We start from the raw sequence: 17,258 nt of genomic DNA on the forward strand, positions 1-17,258 counted from the left end.
GCGGAGCAGGGAGCGGGCTTTTCAGCCGCGCTCCCGATTCGCGTCACGTGTTATTCGGTTTCCAGATCGATATCGATACCGAGCGAACGAATCTCTTTGATCAACACGTTGAAGGACTCGGGCATGCCCGGCTCCATACGGTGATCGCCGTCCACGATGTTCTTGTACATCTTGGTCCGACCGTTCACATCGTCCGACTTCACTGTGAGCATTTCTTGCAGGGTGTATGCCGCGCCGTATGCTTCCAGCGCCCACACTTCCATCTCCCCGAAACGCTGACCACCGAACTGCGCCTTACCACCCAGCGGCTGCTGGGTAACCAGGCTGTAAGAACCAGTGGAACGCGCGTGCATCTTGTCGTCCACCAAGTGGTTCAGCTTGAGCATGTACATGTAACCAACGGTCACTGGACGCTCGAACTTGTTGCCGGTACGACCGTCGAACAGCTGCATCTGACCGCTTTCCGGCATGTCTGCCAGTTTCAGCATGGCCTTGATTTCGCTTTCCTTGGCACCGTCGAAGACTGGAGTGGCCATTGGCACACCGCCTTTGAGGTTCTTCGCCAGGTCGAGGATTTCCTGGTCGGAGAAGTCTTCCAGGCTTTCCTGACGACCACCGATCTCGTTGTAGATCTCGGTGAGGAACTTGCGCAGCTCGATGACCTTGCGCTGCTCTTCGAGCATGCGGTTGATCTTCTCGCCCAGGCCCTTGGCCGCCAGGCCCAGGTGGGTTTCGAGGATCTGACCGACGTTCATACGCGAAGGTACACCCAACGGGTTGAGTACCACGTCCACCGGCGTACCGTTGGCGTCGTGCGGCATGTCTTCGACCGGCATGATCACGGAGACCACACCCTTGTTACCGTGACGACCGGCCATCTTGTCGCCCGGCTGGATGCGACGACGGATTGCCAGGTAGACCTTGACGATCTTCAGTACGCCCGGTGCCAGGTCATCGCCCTGCTGCAGCTTGCGCTTCTTGTCTTCGAACTTGTCGTCCAGCAGACGGCGACGATCAACGATGTAGGCCTGGGCCTTCTCGAGTTGCTCGTTCAGCGCGTCTTCGGCCATGCGCAGTTTGAACCACTGGCCGTGCTCCAGACCGTCCAGCACTTCGTTGGAGATGACCGAACCTTTCTTCAGGCCGGCACCACCTTCGACGACCTGACCGTTCAGGGCGCTGCGCAGACGTTCGAAGGTTGCGCCTTCAACGATGCGGAACTCTTCGTTCAGGTCCTTGCGGATCTCGTCCAGCTGCATCTTCTCGATGGACAGCGCACGGCTGTCGCGCTCGACGCCATCGCGAGTGAAGACCTGTACGTCGATGACAGTACCCTTGGTGCCGGTCGGCACACGCAGGGAGGTGTCTTTGACGTCGCTGGCCTTCTCGCCGAAGATCGCACGCAGCAGTTTTTCTTCTGGCGTCAGCTGGGTCTCGCCTTTTGGCGTGACCTTGCCGACCAGAATGTCGCCAGCGCCGACTTCAGCACCCACGTAGACGATACCGGCTTCGTCCAGCTTGTTCAGCGCAGCCTCACCCACGTTCGGGATGTCCGCGGTGATTTCCTCTGGGCCAAGCTTGGTGTCACGGGCCACACAGGTCAGTTCCTGGATGTGGATCGTGGTGAAGCGATCTTCCTGAACCACACGCTCGGACAGGCAGATGGAGTCTTCGAAGTTGAAGCCGTTCCACGCCATGAACGCGATGCGCATGTTCTGACCCAGAGCCAGCTCACCCATGTCGGTGGACGGGCCGTCGGCCATGATGTCGCTACGCTGAACCACATCACCCTTGCTCACCAGCGGACGCTGGTTGATGCAGGTGTTCTGGTTCGAGCGGGTGTACTTGGTCAGGTTGTAGATATCGACACCAGCTTCGCCGGTTTCAACTTCGTCATCTGCAACACGCACCACGATACGGCTGGCGTCGACGGAATCGATCACACCGCCACGACGAGCCACGACGCAAACGCCGGAGTCACGCGCAACGTTGCGCTCCATGCCGGTACCTACCAGCGGTTTGTCGGCGCGCAGAGTCGGTACAGCCTGACGCTGCATGTTCGAACCCATCAACGCACGGTTGGCGTCGTCGTGCTCGAGGAACGGAATCAACGACGCGGCAACAGAAACTACCTGCTTTGGCGAAACGTCCATCAGGGTGACGTCTTCCGGCGCCTTGACGGTGAATTCGTTCAGGTGACGGACCGCTACCAGTTCGTCGATCAGTTGCTTCTTCGCGTCCATCGTGGCCGAAGCCTGTGCGATGACGTGATCAGCTTCTTCGATCGCCGACAGGAACACGATGTCGTCGGTAACCACACCCTCTTTCACCACGCGGTACGGGCTCTCAAGGAAGCCGTACTGGTTGGTGCGGGCATAGGCCGCCAGGGAGTTGATCAGACCGATGTTCGGACCTTCAGGGGTCTCGATCGGGCACACGCGGCCGTAGTGGGTCGGGTGTACGTCACGGACTTCGAAGCCTGCGCGCTCACGGGTCAGACCACCAGGGCCGAGTGCCGAGACACGACGCTTGTGGGTGATCTCGGACAGCGGGTTGTTCTGGTCCATGAACTGGGACAGCTGGCTCGAACCGAAGAACTCCTTCACCGCCGCCGCTACCGGCTTGGCGTTGATCAGGTCTTGCGGCATCAGGCCTTCGCTTTCAGCCATGGACAGACGCTCTTTGACCGCGCGCTCTACACGCACCAGGCCAACGCGGAACTGGTTCTCGGCCATTTCGCCGACACAGCGCACGCGACGGTTACCCAGGTGGTCGATGTCGTCGACGATGCCTTTGCCGTTACGGATGTCGACCAGGGTCTTGAGGACCTCGACGATATCTTCCTTGCTCAGCACGCCCGAACCTTCGATCTCGGTACGACCGATACGACGGTTGAACTTCATGCGACCAACAGCCGACAGGTCGTAACGCTCGGCGCTGAAGAACAGGTTGTTGAACAGGGTCTCTGCGGCATCCTTGGTTGGCGGCTCGCCAGGACGCATCATGCGATAGATCTCGACCAGCGCTTCCAGTTGGTTGCTGGTGGAGTCGATCTTCAGGGTATCCGAGATGAACGGACCGCAGTCGATGTCGTTGGTGTACAGGGTCTCGATGCGAACGACCTGAGCCTTGGCGATCTTCACCAGTGCTTCGGTGGTCAGCTCGGTGTTGCATTCGGCCAGGATTTCACCGGTAGCCGGGTGCACGATCGCCTTGGCGGTGGTGCGGCCCAGAACGTATTCCAGCGGCACGTCCAGGGATTTGACACCAGCCTTTTCCAGCTGGTTGATGTGGCGAGCGGTAATACGACGACCCTGCTCGACAATCACCTTGCCGCTGTCGTCATGGATGTCCATGACCGCGATTTCACCACGCAGGCGTTGTGGCACCAGTTCCAGGCTGAGCTTTTCGCCCGCCACGTGGAATACGTTGGTGGTGTAGAACGCGTTCAGTACTTCTTCGGTGGTGTAGCCCAGCGCGCGCAGTAGTACGGAAGCCGGCAGCTTGCGACGACGGTCGATACGGACGAATACACAGTCTTTCGGATCGAATTCGAAGTCCAGCCACGAGCCGCGGTAAGGAATGATCCGCGCCGAGTACAGCAGCTTGCCCGAGCTGTGCGTCTTGCCACGGTCGTGGTCGAAGAACACGCCTGGCGAGCGGTGCAGCTGGGAAACGATAACACGCTCGGTACCGTTGATTACGAAGGTACCGTTTTCAGTCATCAGGGGGATTTCACCCATGTAGACTTCTTGCTCTTTGATGTCCTTGATCGCTTTGTTCGACGATTCTTTGTCGAAAATGATCAGGCGGACTTTCACGCGCAGCGGTACCGCGTAGGTTACCCCGCGCAGTACGCATTCTTTGACATCAAAGGCCGGTTCGCCCAGACGATAGCCAACGTACTCCAGGGCAGCATTGCCGGAGTAGCTGATGATCGGGAAAACCGATTTGAAGGCCGCATGCAGGCCCACGTCGCGGAACTGATCTTTAGTCGCTCCCGCCTGCAAGAATTCACGATACGAATCCAGCTGGATGGCCAGGAGGTAAGGCACATCCATGACGTCCGGCAACTTGCTAAAGTCCTTGCGGATACGTTTTTTCTCAGTGTATGAGTAAGCCATCAGCGTTCCCCAGCTTGGTCACCTGCTTGTTTGGCTTCTCCCGACGGGAGCAGCCAGAAAATCGTGCAAACCCCATGGTTTGCGCCACCGTCATCGGTGGTTACCGCTCGTCATCGGCGCCGACCTGATCGGCTGCCAATAACGGAAAAAGGCCGGTGGCAAAAGCCACCAGCCATCAGCCTTTCGCTTGTCGCTCGGGCTGGAGACGCACAGTCGAAATTACTTCAGTTCGACGGTAGCGCCTGCTGCTTCCAGGTCAGCCTTGGCTTTGTCAGCGGCTTCTTTCGAAACGCCTTCAGCAACGACTTGAGGAGCGGTATCAACCTTTTCCTTGGCTTCTTTCAGGCCCAGGCCGGTCAGTTCACGAACAGCCTTGATCACGTTTACTTTCTTGTCGCCAGCGGCAACCAGAACAACGTTGAACTCGGTTTGTTCTTCAACAACGGCAGCGGCAGCAGCTGGGCCAGCAGCGGCAACAGCAGCGGTAACGCCGAAGGTTTCTTCCATTGCTTTGATCAGCTCAACAACTTCCAGAACGGTTTTCTGGCCGATTGCTTCGATGATTTGCTCGTTAGTCAGAGACATGACTTAAATCCTGTATTGGGGTGACAGCCTACGCAGCCATCAAATTAAACGTATGATTTCGAAAGGGCTTGCGGTGCCTTAGGCAGCAGCAGCTTCTTTCTGGTCGCGAACGGCTGCCAGAGTACGAGCCAGCTTGCTGGTCGCGCCTTGGATCACGCTCATCAGCTTCGCAATGGCCTCGTCGCGGGTCGGCAGGGAAGCCAACACGTCGATCTGGTTTGCGGCAAGGAACTTGCCGTCGAACGCAGCTGCCTTGATCTCGAACTTGCTCTGACCCTTGGCGAACTCAGCGAACAGACGGGCAGCAGCGCCCGGGTGTTCGTTGGAAAACGCGATCAGGGTAGGGCCGGTGAACACGTCGTTGAGGACACTGAATTCAGTGTCGGCAACAGCGCGCTTGAGCAGGGTGTTACGTACAACACGTACGTAAACGCCAGCTTCACGAGCCTCTTTACGGAGTCCGGTCATTGCGCCTACAGTCACACCACGGGCATCAGCCACGACAGCGGACAGAGCGACTTTGGCAGCCTCGTTGACTTCAGCGACGATGGCCTTCTTGTCTTCGAGTTTAATTGCCACGGGTAAAACTCCTGCTTGTTACCGTTTCATCCAGCCGAAGCCGAATGTCGTTTTGGTGTCTGACTCGGTAAGGAATCAGGGGCACCATCTGCGTAGGCTTGAGGTTTAAGGCTTGCGCCGCCTACGGTCTTGGATAGCCCCCGCCAGGCAGGGACCCCAATTTTTGCTGACGGGCGCAATTGCTCGCGCCCATCGCGGTCTTACGCGTTCAGGGAACCTTGATCGATTACCAGACCTGGGCCCATGGTGGTGCTCAGGGTAACGCGCTTGACGTAGATACCTTTCGAGGAAGCTGGCTTGATACGCTTCAGATCAGCGATCAGGGCTTCAACGTTTTCCTTCAGCTTGACGGCTTCAAAGCCGATCTTGCCAACGGAAGTGTGGATGATGCCGTTTTTGTCGGTACGGTAGCGAACCTGACCAGCCTTGGCGTTTTTGACCGCGGTGGCTACGTCTGGAGTTACGGTGCCAACTTTAGGGTTAGGCATCAGGCCGCGAGGACCCAGAACCTGACCCAGCTGACCTACAACACGCATTGCGTCCGGGGAGGCAATAACGACGTCATAGTTCAGGTCGCCGCCTTTCATTTCGGCAGCCAGATCGTCCATGCCTACACGGTCAGCGCCGGCAGCCAGAGCGGCCTCGGCAGCTGGACCCTGGGTGAACACGGCAACACGTACGGTCTTGCCAGTGCCGTGTGGCAGCACGGTAGCGCTACGAACGACCTGGTCGGATTTACGTGGGTCAACGCCCAGGTTAACGGCTACGTCGAAGGACTCGCTGAACTTCACGGTAGACAGTTCGGCCAGCAGCACTGCTGCTTCTTCGAAGTTGTAGACTTTGCCCGCTTCGATTTTCGAAGCGATAGCCTTTTGGCGTTTGGTCAGCTTAGCCATTACACACCCTCCACGTTGAGGCCCATGCTGCGAGCGGAACCGGCGATGGTACGCACGGCCGCTTCCATGTCAGCAGCGGTCAGATCAGCATTTTTGGTTTTTGCGATCTCTTCCAGCTGAGCACGGGTCACAGTACCGACTTTGACGGTGTTCGGACGCGCAGAACCGCTGGTCAGGCCAGCTGCTTTCTTCAGCAGAACCGAAGCAGGGGTGCTTTTGGTTTCGAAAGTGAAGCTACGGTCACTGTATACAGTGATGATCACAGGAGTCGGCAGGCCGGCTTCTTGACCCTGGGTACGGGCGTTGAAGGCCTTGCAGAATTCCATGATGTTCACACCGTGTTGACCCAGTGCTGGGCCGACGGGTGGACTTGGGTTGGCCTGGCCGGCCTTTACTTGCAGCTTGATGTAAGCCTGAATCTTCTTAGCCATGAGCTACTCCAATATCGGGTACAAGCGCCAGAAGGCTCCCCGGATTACTTGCGTTTTATCCCAGTGACGACAAAACCCCGCAGCACATGGGGCTGCGGGGTATGGGATGCGTCGTTCTGCTAGACCTTTTCGACCTGGCTGAACTCAAGCTCCACCGGAGTAGAGCGACCGAAGATGAGCACCGCTACCTGGAGCCGGCTCTTCTCGTAGTTAACCTCTTCGACCGTGCCGTTGAAATCAGCAAACGGACCGTCTACAACACGAACCACTTCACCTGGCTCGAACAGCGTTTTCGGCTTCGGCTTGTCGCTGCCATCGGCAACGCGACGCAGAATGGCCTCGGCTTCTTTATCGGTGATGGGTGCAGGCTTGTCTGCGGTACCACCAATGAAGCCCATGACACGAGGGGTGTCCTTGACCAAGTGCCAAGTCCCTTCGTTCATGTCCATCTGAACCAGCACGTAGCCCGGGAAGAACTTACGCTCGCTTTTGCGCTTCTGGCCATTGCGCATTTCAACCACTTCTTCAGTGGGGACCAGAATCTCGCCGAAGCCATCTTCCATGCCAGCCAGCTTTACGCGCTCGATGAGCGAGCGCATCACATGCTTCTCGTAACCCGAGTAAGCATGCACAACATACCAACGCTTAGCCACAGGACACCCTTAGCCAACAATCAAGGAAATCAACCAGCCGAGCAGGGAATCGAGCCCCCACAACAGCAGCGCCATGACCAGGACAACAGCCACCACAATAAGGGTGGTCTGCATGGTCTCTTGGCGGGTTGGCCATACGACTTTACGAATCTCGGTGCGAGCTTCCTTTGCCAGCGCAAAGAACGACCTGCCCTTTGCAGTCTGCAAGGCAACAAAGCCAGCAACAGCAGCAAGAGCGAGGAGTGCAATAACGCGATACAGAATCGGCGAAGCGGAGTAATATTGATTTCCGACCACGCCTACCACCACCAAAGCGACAACAGCCAGCCACTTGAGCAGATCAAAACGAGAGTCTTGGGCTTCAGACTTGGGAGTCATCTAGGAGGATCCTGTGAAAAGAAAGCCAGACACACAAGGTGAATCTGGCAGGTCAGGAGGGAATCGAACCCCCAACCTACGGTTTTGGAGACCGTCGCTCTGCCAATTGAGCTACTGACCTAAAAGCTTATCAGGCCGACCATTATGCCGGCCTGATCGAGAGAAATCAACTACTTATTCAATAACCTTTGCCACTACACCCGCACCGACGGTACGACCGCCCTCACGGATAGCGAAGCGCAGACCGTCTTCCATCGCGATGGTCTTGATCAGAGTGACAGTCATCTGGATGTTGTCACCTGGCATTACCATTTCAACGCCTTCTGGCAGCTCGCAGTTACCAGTCACGTCAGTAGTACGGAAGTAGAACTGTGGACGGTAGCCTTTGAAGAACGGAGTGTGACGGCCGCCTTCTTCCTTGCTCAGAACATAGACTTCTGCGGTGAATTTGGTGTGCGGCTTGACCGAACCTGGCTTGACCAGAACCTGGCCACGCTCAACGTCGTCACGCTTGGTGCCGCGCAGCAGCACGCCGCAGTTCTCGCCAGCACGACCTTCGTCCAGCAGCTTGCGGAACATCTCAACACCGGTGCAGGTGGTGGTGGCGGTGTCACGCAGACCAACGATTTCCAGGGCGTCTTGAACGCGGACGATGCCACGCTCGATACGACCGGTAACAACGGTACCACGACCCGAGATCGAGAATACGTCTTCGATTGGCATCAGGAACGGCTTGTCGATAGCGCGCTCAGGCTCTGGGATGTAGGTATCCAGAGTCTCAACCAGCTTCTTGACAGCGGTGGTGCCCATTTCGTTGTCGTCTTTGCCTTCCAGCGCCATACGAGCCGAACCGATGATGATCGGGGTATCGTCGCCTGGGAAGTCGTAGGTGGACAGCAGGTCGCGAACTTCCATCTCGACCAGTTCCAGCAGCTCAGCATCGTCTACCAGGTCAGCCTTGTTCAGGAAGACCACGATGTACGGAACGCCAACCTGACGGGACAGCAGGATGTGCTCACGGGTTTGCGGCATCGGACCATCAGCGGCCGAGCAAACCAGGATAGCGCCATCCATCTGAGCAGCACCGGTAATCATGTTTTTTACATAGTCGGCGTGACCCGGGCAGTCAACGTGCGCATAGTGACGAATGTTCGAGTCATACTCGACGTGCGCAGTATTGATGGTGATGCCACGTGCCTTTTCTTCCGGGGCGCTGTCGATCTTGTCGAAGTCAACCTTGGCAGAACCGAAAACCTCGGAGCAAACGCGAGTCAGCGCGGCGGTCAACGTCGTCTTACCATGGTCAACGTGACCAATGGTGCCGACGTTCACGTGCGGCTTGTTACGTTCGAACTTTTCCTTAGCCATCGAGACTGTCCCCCGGTAGAAGTAATAAGCAGATCAAACCGACCATTAAAACAAAGGCAGATATTTTCATATCTGCCTTGTCATATGGAGCTCTTGAGCGGATTTGAACCGCTGACCTCACCCTTACCAAGGGTGTGCTCTACCAACTGAGCTACAAGAGCGTAACACTGTGCAACAACAGCAAACCTGGAGCGGGTAGCGGGAATCGAACCCGCATCATCAGCTTGGAAGGCTGAGGTTCTACCACTAAACTATACCCGCGGAGCTTGCAGCTCTCGCTAAACTGGTGGAGGGAGAAGGATTCGAACCTTCGAAGTCGTAGACGTCAGATTTACAGTCTGATCCCTTTGGCCGCTCGGGAACCCCTCCAATGTGGCCGGCATTTTCTACTCTTGCCGTCCTGCTGTCAAGCTTTTTCTCATTAAAATCTTGAGGTTAGCTACTTTGACAACTGCTTCACTGCGTTACCAACCTAGTGGTCATCGCTGTGGAGCGGGCGCCATTCTATGCAAACTATTCGATAGTTGCAACGCCTTCGCACAACATTATTTTATCTTTTAAGTCTTTGAAATCATGGGAAAGTCCGGCGAGCACCGTTGCGTCCAGCAGGCGACGGCTTTCAGGCGCTATCTGCAGCCACCACCCCTGACTGTCTGGCAGCCTCCCCACTACCTTGCGCGCCCGGATATCCAGGCTGATCAGACGCTGACGAAGGCTATCCAGTAGCTCGGGGCTAGCCAATGCCCCAAGGTAGAGACACTCATTGTCCTTCTGCGATGGCGCCTCGCGAGACTCGCTGAGCAGACGAATACCCTGCTGACTTCCCTTGTAGAGCGACAGCGATGTCACCTCTTTCGCCCTCAACGGTGCCTCCTGCTGGTGCCAGACGTAGTAGACGACATTGAGGACCAGCAATAACAGAAACAACCAGCGCATACACACCTCACTCCAGCGGACAGGCCATCGCCAGGCCTACGAACACCAGGTCGGGAACGATTCGGGCTTGCGGTACCACCTGGTGCAACAGGCCTGCGTCGCCACCGGTAATGAACAGGGTAAAATCCTCACCCCACAATGAGCGCGCCTGCTCGAGCTGAGTCAACACAAATCCATGCAGCATGAGCGTACAGCCGCGCTCTACCGCCTCGACGGTAGAGCGCCCAGGCTGCAGACTCGACAATGCACGCTCGGCGGACTCGTCGTCATAGCGGATACGCCGGGTATGGGTACGCAATTGATTGCGCATCAATGGCATCCCAGGGCAGATGAAACCTCCCAGGTGTTCCCCCTGCGCCGATACGAAATCCGATGTGACAGCAGTCCCCAGATCGATGACCACGCATGCCCTTCTGGCCAGATGGTACCCGCCAAGCAAAGCCAGCCACCGATCGAGCCCAAGACGCTCGTAATCGTCATAGCCATTAGTAACCCCGGCCAATGCAGTTGCCGAGCGCGCGCGCACTATCGACAGCCCGAACGCCTTCACCAGGGCATCACCAAGATGATCGGTCTCTTCTTCTGTACGTACACTGACCAGGCGGCAACGGGCCGGGGTATCGCCCGCAAGCGCCTCAACAGCCTCGATCAGCGCCTGGTTGGTATCGACGATGCCGCCACCAACAACCGATGCGTCGGTGCGGATAACCCGCCACTTGATAAAACTGTTACCGCAATCGAGCTCAAGAATCATCGCGCAACCTCAAACTGAGCTCACCACCACTAAAGCTCTTCTCAACACCTTCGACCTGAAGACGCAGCGCGCCCTGACGATCGATACCGAGCACAACGCCGTCGACCCTGGTGACGCCGGCTATCAACGATACTGCACACCCCTGCCACAGGTGCCCTTGCTCCCACTCCGCCTGCAAGTCGGTAAAACCCGACTGACGATGTCGCTCCAGGTGAACCTGCAGATTCTCATTGAGCAGCGCAACCAGCTGGTTGCGATCAACCTGCTGCCCTGTCTCGAGCCGGACGGATGTCCATGCCTGATCGACCTCGCTGTTGGTCTGCATATTCACGTTCACACCAATACCCAGCACCACATGACAGACATCAGCGGGATCCCCCACAAGCTCAAGAAGAATACCTGCGATCTTGCGACCGTTGGCCAGCACATCATTTGGCCACTTCAAGCCCGCAGCATTCACTCCGACGGACTGAAGGGTACGCATGACCGCCAAACCCACCACAAGGCTCAGGCCTTCCAGTTGCCGCATGCCACCGTCGATACGCAGCACCAGGCTGTAATAGAGATTCTGCGCAAAGGGGCTTGACCAGTTTCTGCCACGGCGACCGCGCCCTGCGCTCTGATGCTCAGCCAGAACCAGAAAGGGTGCCTGGCGACCGGCACTGATCGCGCGCAACGCTTCGGCATTTGTCGAGTCAATCTCTTCATGGATGTGCATTGGCCAGAGCCGGCCGGTGCCGGCACCCTCGATGGCGCTGACGTCCAACAGCGACAAGGGCGCAGCCAATCTGTAGCCCCGCCCTCGCACCTTGTACACCGGCAGACTCAATTCAGCCTCGAGATGCTGCAATTGCTTCCACACGGCGCTGCGGCTGATGCCCAGGGCAGCACCCAAGGCCTCGCCGGAATGGAATCGACCATCCTTGAGGAGTTTCAACAACTTCAGCATGCCAATCTCGACTCACAATGAGGCACGCATGATAGCTATGCGCTGAAGGATTGCATACCTGTTGTAGGACGCGTCCTTACGGAGAAATAGCTGCGTGATCGCAGCTTTTTCAGCCCACAAAAACAAAACCCCTACCTGCAGATGCAGATAGGGGTTTCGGAATTTAATCTTGACGATGACCTACTCTCACATGGGGAAACCCCACACTACCATCGGCGATGCATCGTTTCACTACTGAGTTCGGGATGGGATCAGGTGGTTCCAATGCTCTATGGTCGTCAAGAAATTCTGTTGCCAGAAGGTCTTGTTCAGACACTCCAGCGAATCGGGTATGTGATGTTTGTGAGCTACAAATCTTCGGCTTACTGTGTCTTCACAACACCGCAATCTGGTCGTTCGACGCAAATTGCTTGGGTGTTATATGGTCAAGCCTCACGGGCAATTAGTATTGGTTAGCTCAACGCCTCACAGCGCTTACACACCCAACCTATCAACGTCGTAGTCTTCGACGGCCCTTCAGGGAGCTCAAGGCTCCAGTGAGATCTCATCTTGAGGCAAGTTTCCCGCTTAGATGCTTTCAGCGGTTATCTCTTCCGAACATAGCTACCCGGCAATGCCACTGGCGTGACAACCGGAACACCAGAGGTTCGTCCACTCCGGTCCTCTCGTACTAGGAGCAGCCCCTCTCAAATCTCAAACGTCCACGGCAGATAGGGACCGAACTGTCTCACGACGTTCTAAACCCAGCTCGCGTACCACTTTAAATGGCGAACAGCCATACCCTTGGGACCGGCTTCAGCCCCAGGATGTGATGAGCCGACATCGAGGTGCCAAACACCGCCGTCGATATGAACTCTTGGGCGGTATCAGCCTGTTATCCCCGGAGTACCTTTTATCCGTTGAGCGATGGCCCTTCCATACAGAACCACCGGATCACTAAGACCTACTTTCGTACCTGCTCGACGTGTCTGTCTCGCAGTCAAGCGCGCTTTTGCCTTTATACTCTACGACCGATTTCCGACCGGTCTGAGCGCACCTTCGTACTCCTCCGTTACTCTTTAGGAGGAGACCGCCCCAGTCAAACTACCCACCATACACTGTCCTCGATCCGGATAACGGACCTGAGTTAGAACCTCAAAGTTGCCAGGGTGGTATTTCAAGGATGGCTCCACGCAGACTGGCGTCCACGCTTCAAAGCCTCCCACCTATCCTACACAAGCAAATTCAAAGTCCAGTGCAAAGCTATAGTAAAGGTTCACGGGGTCTTTCCGTCTAGCCGCGGATACACTGCATCTTCACAGCGATTTCAATTTCACTGAGTCTCGGGTGGAGACAGCGCCGCCATCGTTACGCCATTCGTGCAGGTCGGAACTTACCCGACAAGGAATTTCGCTACCTTAGGACCGTTATAGTTACGGCCGCCGTTTACCGGGGCTTCGATCAAGAGCTTCGCGTTAGCTAACCCCATCAATTAACCTTCCGGCACCGGGCAGGCGTCACACCCTATACGTCCACTTTCGTGTTTGCAGAGTGCTGTGTTTTTAATAAACAGTCGCAGCGGCCTGGTATCTTCGACCGGCATGAGCTTACGGAGCAAGTCCTTCACCCTCACCGGCGCACCTTCTCCCGAAGTTACGGTGCCATTTTGCCTAGTTCCTTCACCCGAGTTCTCTCAAGCGCCTTGGTATTCTCTACCCAACCACCTGTGTCGGTTTGGGGTACGGTTCCTGGTTACCTGAAGCTTAGAAGCTTTTCTTGGAAGCATGGCATCAACCACTTCGTCGCCTAATGGCAACTCGTCATCAGCTCTCGGCCTTAAGATCCCGGATTTACCTAAGATCTCAGCCTACCACCTTAAACTTGGACAACCAACGCCAAGCTGGCCTAGCCTTCTCCGTCCCTCCATCGCAATAACCAGAAGTACAGGAATATTAACCTGTTTTCCATCGACTACGCTTTTCAGCCTCGCCTTAGGGACCGACTAACCCTGCGTCGATTAACGTTGCGCAGGAAACCTTGGTCTTTCGGCGTGGGAGTTTTTCACTCCCATTGTCGTTACTCATGTCAGCATTCGCACTTCTGATACCTCCAGCAAGCTTCTCAACTCACCTTCACAGGCTTACAGAACGCTCCTCTACCGCATCACCTAAGTGATACCCGTAGCTTCGGTGTATGGTTTGAGCCCCGTTACATCTTCCGCGCAGGCCGACTCGACTAGTGAGCTATTACGCTTTCTTTAAAGGGTGGCTGCTTCTAAGCCAACCTCCTAGCTGTCTAAGCCTTCCCACATCGTTTCCCACTTAACCATAACTTTGGGACCTTAGCTGACGGTCTGGGTTGTTTCCCTTTTCACGACGGACGTTAGCACCCGCCGTGTGTCTCCCATGCTCGGCACTTGTAGGTATTCGGAGTTTGCATCGGTTTGGTAAGTCGGGATGACCCCCTAGCCGAAACAGTGCTCTACCCCCTACAGTGATACATGAGGCGCTACCTAAATAGCTTTCGAGGAGAACCAGCTATCTCCGAGCTTGATTAGCCTTTCACTCCGATCCACAGGTCATCCGCTAACTTTTCAACGGTAGTCGGTTCGGTCCTCCAGTCAGTGTTACCTAACCTTCAACCTGCCCATGGATAGATCGCCCGGTTTCGGGTCTATACCCAGCGACTAAACGCCCTATTAAGACTCGCTTTCGCTACGCCTCCCCTATTCGGTTAAGCTCGCCACTGAATATAAGTCGCTGACCCATTATACAAAAGGTACGCAGTCACCTAACAAAGTAGGCTCCCACTGCTTGTACGCATACGGTTTCAGGATCTATTTCACTCCCCTCTCCGGGGTTCTTTTCGCCTTTCCCTCACGGTACTGGTTCACTATCGGTCAGTCAGTAGTATTTAGCCTTGGAGGATGGTCCCCCCATATTCAGACAAAGTTTCTCGTGCTCCGTCCTACTCGATTTCATGACTAAGAGATTTTCGCGTACAGGGCTATCACCCACTATGGCCGCACTTTCCAGAGCGTTCCGCTAATCTCAAAGCCACTTAAGGGCTAGTCCCCGTTCGCTCGCCACTACTAAGGGAATCTCGGTTGATTTCTTTTCCTCAGGGTACTTAGATGTTTCAGTTCCCCTGGTTCGCCTCTTGCACCTATGTATTCAGTACAAGATACCTGACTTATGCCAGGTGGGTTCCCCCATTCAGAGATCTCCGGATCAAAGTCTGTTTGCCGACTCCCCGAAGCTTATCGCAGGCTACCACGTCTTTCATCGCCTCTGACTGCCAAGGCATCCACCGTATGCGCTTCTTCACTTGACCATATAACCCCAAGCAATCTGGTTATACTGTGAAGACAACATTCGCCGAAAACTTGTAATTACTCACAAATTTTACCTTAGCCTGAACACACACCAGTGAAAGTGCTGTCCAGTCTATCTTTCTATCACATACCCAAATTTTTAAAGAACGATTCTGATAAAGTTCAGAAATCAATATTCGAAGCGAATATTCATTTCTAAGCTTTGACAAACTAGCAAGCGGGGTGGTGGAGCCAAGCGGGATCGAACCGCTGACCTCCTGCGTGCAAGGCAGGCGCTCTCCCAGCTGAGCTATGGCCCCAGCAAATTGGTGGGTCTGGGCAGATTCGAACTGCCGACCTCACCCTTATCAGGGGTGCGCTCTAACCAACTGAGCTACAGACCCAATCGAAGGTTGCTAACCTAATCGTCTTCTTCAATGAATCAAGCAATTCGTGTGGGAGCTTATGAGACAGCTGATGTCGTCGATTAAGGAGGTGATCCAGCCGCAGGTTCCCCTACGGCTACCTTGTTACGACTTCACCCCAGTCATGAATCACACCGTGGTAACCGTCCCCCCGAAGGTTAGACTAGCTACTTCTGGTGCAACCCACTCCCATGGTGTGACGGGCGGTGTGTACAAGGCCCGGGAACGTATTCACCGCGACATTCTGATTCGCGATTACTAGCGATTCCGACTTCACGCAGTCGAGTTGCAGACTGCGATCCGGACTACGATCGGTTTTGTGAGATTAGCTCCACCTCGCGGCTTGGCGACCCTCTGTACCGACCATTGTAGCACGTGTGTAGCCCAGGCCGTAAGGGCCATGATGACTTGACGTCATCCCCACCTTCCTCCGGTTTGTCACCGGCAGTCTCCTTAGAGTGCCCACCATAACGTGCTGGTAACTAAGGACAAGGGTTGCGCTCGTTACGGGACTTAACCCAACATCTCACGACACGAGCTGACGACAGCCATGCAGCACCTGTCTCAATGTTCCCGAAGGCACCAATCCATCTCTGGAAAGTTCATTGGATGTCAAGGCCTGGTAAGGTTCTTCGCGTTGCTTCGAATTAAACCACATGCTCCACCGCTTGTGCGGGCCCCCGTCAATTCATTTGAGTTTTAACCTTGCGGCCGTACTCCCCAGGCGGTCAACTTAATGCGTTAGCTGCGCCACTAAAATCTCAAGGATTCCAACGGCTAGTTGACATCGTTTACGGCGTGGACTACCAGGGTATCTAATCCTGTTTGCTCCCCACGCTTTCGCACCTCAGTGTCAGTATGAGCCCAGGTGGTCGCCTTCGCCACTGGTGTTCCTTCCTATATCTACGCATTTCACCGCTACACAGGAAATTCCACCACCCTCTGCCCTACTCTAGCTCGCCAGTTTTGGATGCAGTTCCCAGGTTGAGCCCGGGGATTTCACATCCAACTTAACGAACCACCTACGCGCGCTTTACGCCCAGTAATTCCGATTAACGCTTGCACCCTCTGTATTACCGCGGCTGCTGGCACAGAGTTAGCCGGTGCTTATTCTGTCGGTAACGTCAAAACAGCAAGGTATTCGCTTACTGCCCTTCCTCCCAACTTAAAGTGCTTTACAATCCGAAGACCTTCTTCACACACGCGGCATGGCTGGATCAGGCTTTCGCCCATTGTCCAATATTCCCCACTGCTGCCTCCCGTAGGAGTCTGGACCGTGTCTCAGTTCCAGTGTGACTGATCATCCTCTCAGACCAGTTACGGATCGTAGCCTTGGTGAGCCATTACCTCACCAACTAGCTAATCCGACCTAGGCTCATCTGATAGCGCAAGGCCCGAAGGTCCCCTGCTTTCTCCCGTAGGACGTATGCGGTATTAGCGTTCCTTTCGAAACGTTGTCCCCCACTACCAGGCAGATTCCTAGGTATTACTCACCCGTCCGCCGCTGAATCGAAGAGCAAGCTCTTCTCATCCGCTCGACTTGCATGTGTTAGGCCTGCCGCCAGCGTTCAATCTGAGCCATGATCAAACTCTTCAGTTCAATACTGCTTGGGTTTTGAGAAAACCCTAAACTTGGCTCAGCATTCTCAAATGACTTACTTTCAAATCTTTCGATTTTCGTGCAGTCACTTGTGATGCTGATAATCTTTCTGACTATCAGTCTGAGCTCACAAGCACCCACACGAATTGCTTGATTCAGTTGTTAAAGAGCGGTTGGTCAAGAACTTTTCGTCTCAACCGAGGCGCGCATTCTACGCTTTCCTCAGAGTCTGTCAAGCGTTTATTTTGAAGTTTTTCGTTTCACTTCAAACACTTGACTCGCTTCGAT

The 17,258-nt window shown here is 55.3% G+C and carries 11 protein-coding genes, 6 tRNA genes and 3 rRNA genes; all 20 read right to left on the minus strand.

Features of this window, described 5'->3' with window-relative positions:
- Nucleotides 1–50: 50 nt before the first annotated feature.
- Complete coding sequence (gene rpoB / locus KH389_RS24330) at nucleotides 51–4,124, minus strand: DNA-directed RNA polymerase subunit beta (RefSeq protein WP_043861935.1); 4,074 nt, start codon at nucleotides 4,122–4,124, stop codon at nucleotides 51–53.
- Between the two features lie 219 nt (nucleotides 4,125–4,343).
- Nucleotides 4,344–4,709 carry a 50S ribosomal protein L7/L12 gene (gene rplL / locus KH389_RS24335; RefSeq protein ID WP_043861936.1) on the minus strand — a complete coding sequence of 122 codons (366 nt, stop codon included), beginning with the start codon at nucleotides 4,707–4,709 and terminating at the stop codon, nucleotides 4,344–4,346.
- Nucleotides 4,710–4,787: 78 nt separating this feature from the next.
- Nucleotides 4,788–5,288 (minus strand): 50S ribosomal protein L10, encoded by a 501-nt coding sequence (gene rplJ, locus KH389_RS24340; protein WP_043861937.1) that lies wholly within the window; start codon nucleotides 5,286–5,288, stop codon nucleotides 4,788–4,790.
- Between the two features lie 200 nt (nucleotides 5,289–5,488).
- Nucleotides 5,489–6,184 (minus strand): 50S ribosomal protein L1, encoded by a 696-nt coding sequence (gene rplA / locus KH389_RS24345; protein WP_043861938.1) that lies wholly within the window; start codon nucleotides 6,182–6,184, stop codon nucleotides 5,489–5,491.
- Nucleotides 6,184–6,615: a 50S ribosomal protein L11 gene (gene rplK / locus KH389_RS24350; protein ID WP_028944937.1), complete on the minus strand. Its 432-nt coding sequence runs from the start codon at nucleotides 6,613–6,615 to the stop codon at nucleotides 6,184–6,186. The genes rplA and rplK overlap by 1 nt, the downstream gene beginning before the upstream one ends.
- Nucleotides 6,616–6,734: 119 nt before the next feature.
- Nucleotides 6,735–7,268 (minus strand): transcription termination/antitermination protein NusG, encoded by a 534-nt coding sequence (nusG, locus tag KH389_RS24355; protein WP_043861939.1) that lies wholly within the window; start codon nucleotides 7,266–7,268, stop codon nucleotides 6,735–6,737.
- 9 nt (nucleotides 7,269–7,277) lie between these two features.
- The gene (gene secE / locus KH389_RS24360) at nucleotides 7,278–7,646 is read right to left on the minus strand and encodes a preprotein translocase subunit SecE (protein WP_043861940.1); all 369 of its coding nucleotides are present in this window, start codon (nucleotides 7,644–7,646) and stop codon (nucleotides 7,278–7,280) included.
- 45 nt (nucleotides 7,647–7,691) lie between these two features.
- Nucleotides 7,692–7,767 (minus strand) — tRNA-Trp (locus KH389_RS24365).
- Between the two features lie 53 nt (nucleotides 7,768–7,820).
- The gene (gene tuf, locus KH389_RS24370; RefSeq protein WP_213606403.1) at nucleotides 7,821–9,014 is read right to left on the minus strand and encodes an elongation factor Tu; all 1,194 of its coding nucleotides are present in this window, start codon (nucleotides 9,012–9,014) and stop codon (nucleotides 7,821–7,823) included.
- 85 nt (nucleotides 9,015–9,099) lie between these two features.
- Nucleotides 9,100–9,175, minus strand: a tRNA-Thr gene (locus tag KH389_RS24375).
- A gap of 26 nt (nucleotides 9,176–9,201) precedes the next feature.
- Nucleotides 9,202–9,275 (minus strand) — tRNA-Gly (locus KH389_RS24380).
- Between the two features lie 23 nt (nucleotides 9,276–9,298).
- Nucleotides 9,299–9,383 (minus strand) — tRNA-Tyr (locus tag KH389_RS24385).
- A gap of 144 nt (nucleotides 9,384–9,527) precedes the next feature.
- A complete protein-coding gene (locus KH389_RS24390; RefSeq protein WP_054916720.1) occupies nucleotides 9,528–9,950 on the minus strand; it encodes a hypothetical protein in 423 nt (140 codons plus the stop codon).
- 7 nt (nucleotides 9,951–9,957) lie between these two features.
- Nucleotides 9,958–10,704 carry a pantothenate kinase gene (locus KH389_RS24395; protein WP_043861943.1) on the minus strand — a complete coding sequence of 249 codons (747 nt, stop codon included), beginning with the start codon at nucleotides 10,702–10,704 and terminating at the stop codon, nucleotides 9,958–9,960.
- Nucleotides 10,694–11,653, minus strand: a complete 960-nt coding sequence (gene birA / locus KH389_RS24400) for a bifunctional biotin--[acetyl-CoA-carboxylase] ligase/biotin operon repressor BirA (protein ID WP_116052331.1) — start codon at nucleotides 11,651–11,653, stop codon at nucleotides 10,694–10,696. The genes KH389_RS24395 and birA overlap by 11 nt, the downstream gene beginning before the upstream one ends.
- 167 nt (nucleotides 11,654–11,820) lie before the next feature.
- Nucleotides 11,821–11,936, minus strand: a 5S ribosomal RNA gene (gene rrf, locus KH389_RS24405).
- 138 nt (nucleotides 11,937–12,074) lie between these two features.
- Nucleotides 12,075–14,965 (minus strand): 23S ribosomal RNA (locus tag KH389_RS24410).
- Between the two features lie 224 nt (nucleotides 14,966–15,189).
- Nucleotides 15,190–15,265: transfer RNA gene (locus KH389_RS24415), tRNA-Ala, on the minus strand.
- 7 nt (nucleotides 15,266–15,272) lie between these two features.
- A tRNA-Ile gene (locus KH389_RS24420) sits at nucleotides 15,273–15,349 on the minus strand.
- 84 nt (nucleotides 15,350–15,433) lie between these two features.
- Nucleotides 15,434–16,970: ribosomal RNA gene (locus KH389_RS24425) — 16S ribosomal RNA — on the minus strand.
- Together the 16S, 23S and 5S rRNA genes with 2 tRNA genes alongside form the textbook arrangement of a ribosomal RNA operon.
- Between the last annotated feature and the right edge of the window lie 288 nt (nucleotides 16,971–17,258).

The sequence above is a fragment of the Pseudomonas qingdaonensis genome (assembly GCF_018398475.1).
GTDB lineage: Bacteria > Pseudomonadota > Gammaproteobacteria > Pseudomonadales > Pseudomonadaceae > Aquipseudomonas > Aquipseudomonas palmensis.

Excerpts from the sequence above, each read along its gene's own strand:
- rpoB (WP_043861935.1), bottom strand. The coding sequence starts at position 4,124 with ATGGCTTACTCATACACTGAGAAAAAACGTATCCGCAAGGACTTTAGC.
- rplL (WP_043861936.1), bottom strand. The coding sequence starts at position 4,709 with ATGTCTCTGACTAACGAGCAAATCATCGAAGCAATCGGCCAGAAAACC.
- rplA (WP_043861938.1), bottom strand. The coding sequence starts at position 6,184 with ATGGCTAAGCTGACCAAACGCCAAAAGGCTATCGCTTCGAAAATCGAA.
- rplK (WP_028944937.1), bottom strand. The coding sequence starts at position 6,615 with ATGGCTAAGAAGATTCAGGCTTACATCAAGCTGCAAGTAAAGGCCGGC.
- secE (WP_043861940.1), bottom strand. The coding sequence starts at position 7,646 with ATGACTCCCAAGTCTGAAGCCCAAGACTCTCGTTTTGATCTGCTCAAG.
- tuf (WP_213606403.1), bottom strand. The coding sequence starts at position 9,014 with ATGGCTAAGGAAAAGTTCGAACGTAACAAGCCGCACGTGAACGTCGGC.
- KH389_RS24390 (WP_054916720.1), bottom strand. The coding sequence starts at position 9,950 with ATGCGCTGGTTGTTTCTGTTATTGCTGGTCCTCAATGTCGTCTACTAC.
- KH389_RS24395 (WP_043861943.1), bottom strand. The coding sequence starts at position 10,704 with ATGATTCTTGAGCTCGATTGCGGTAACAGTTTTATCAAGTGGCGGGTT.
- birA (WP_116052331.1), bottom strand. The coding sequence starts at position 11,653 with ATGCTGAAGTTGTTGAAACTCCTCAAGGATGGTCGATTCCATTCCGGC.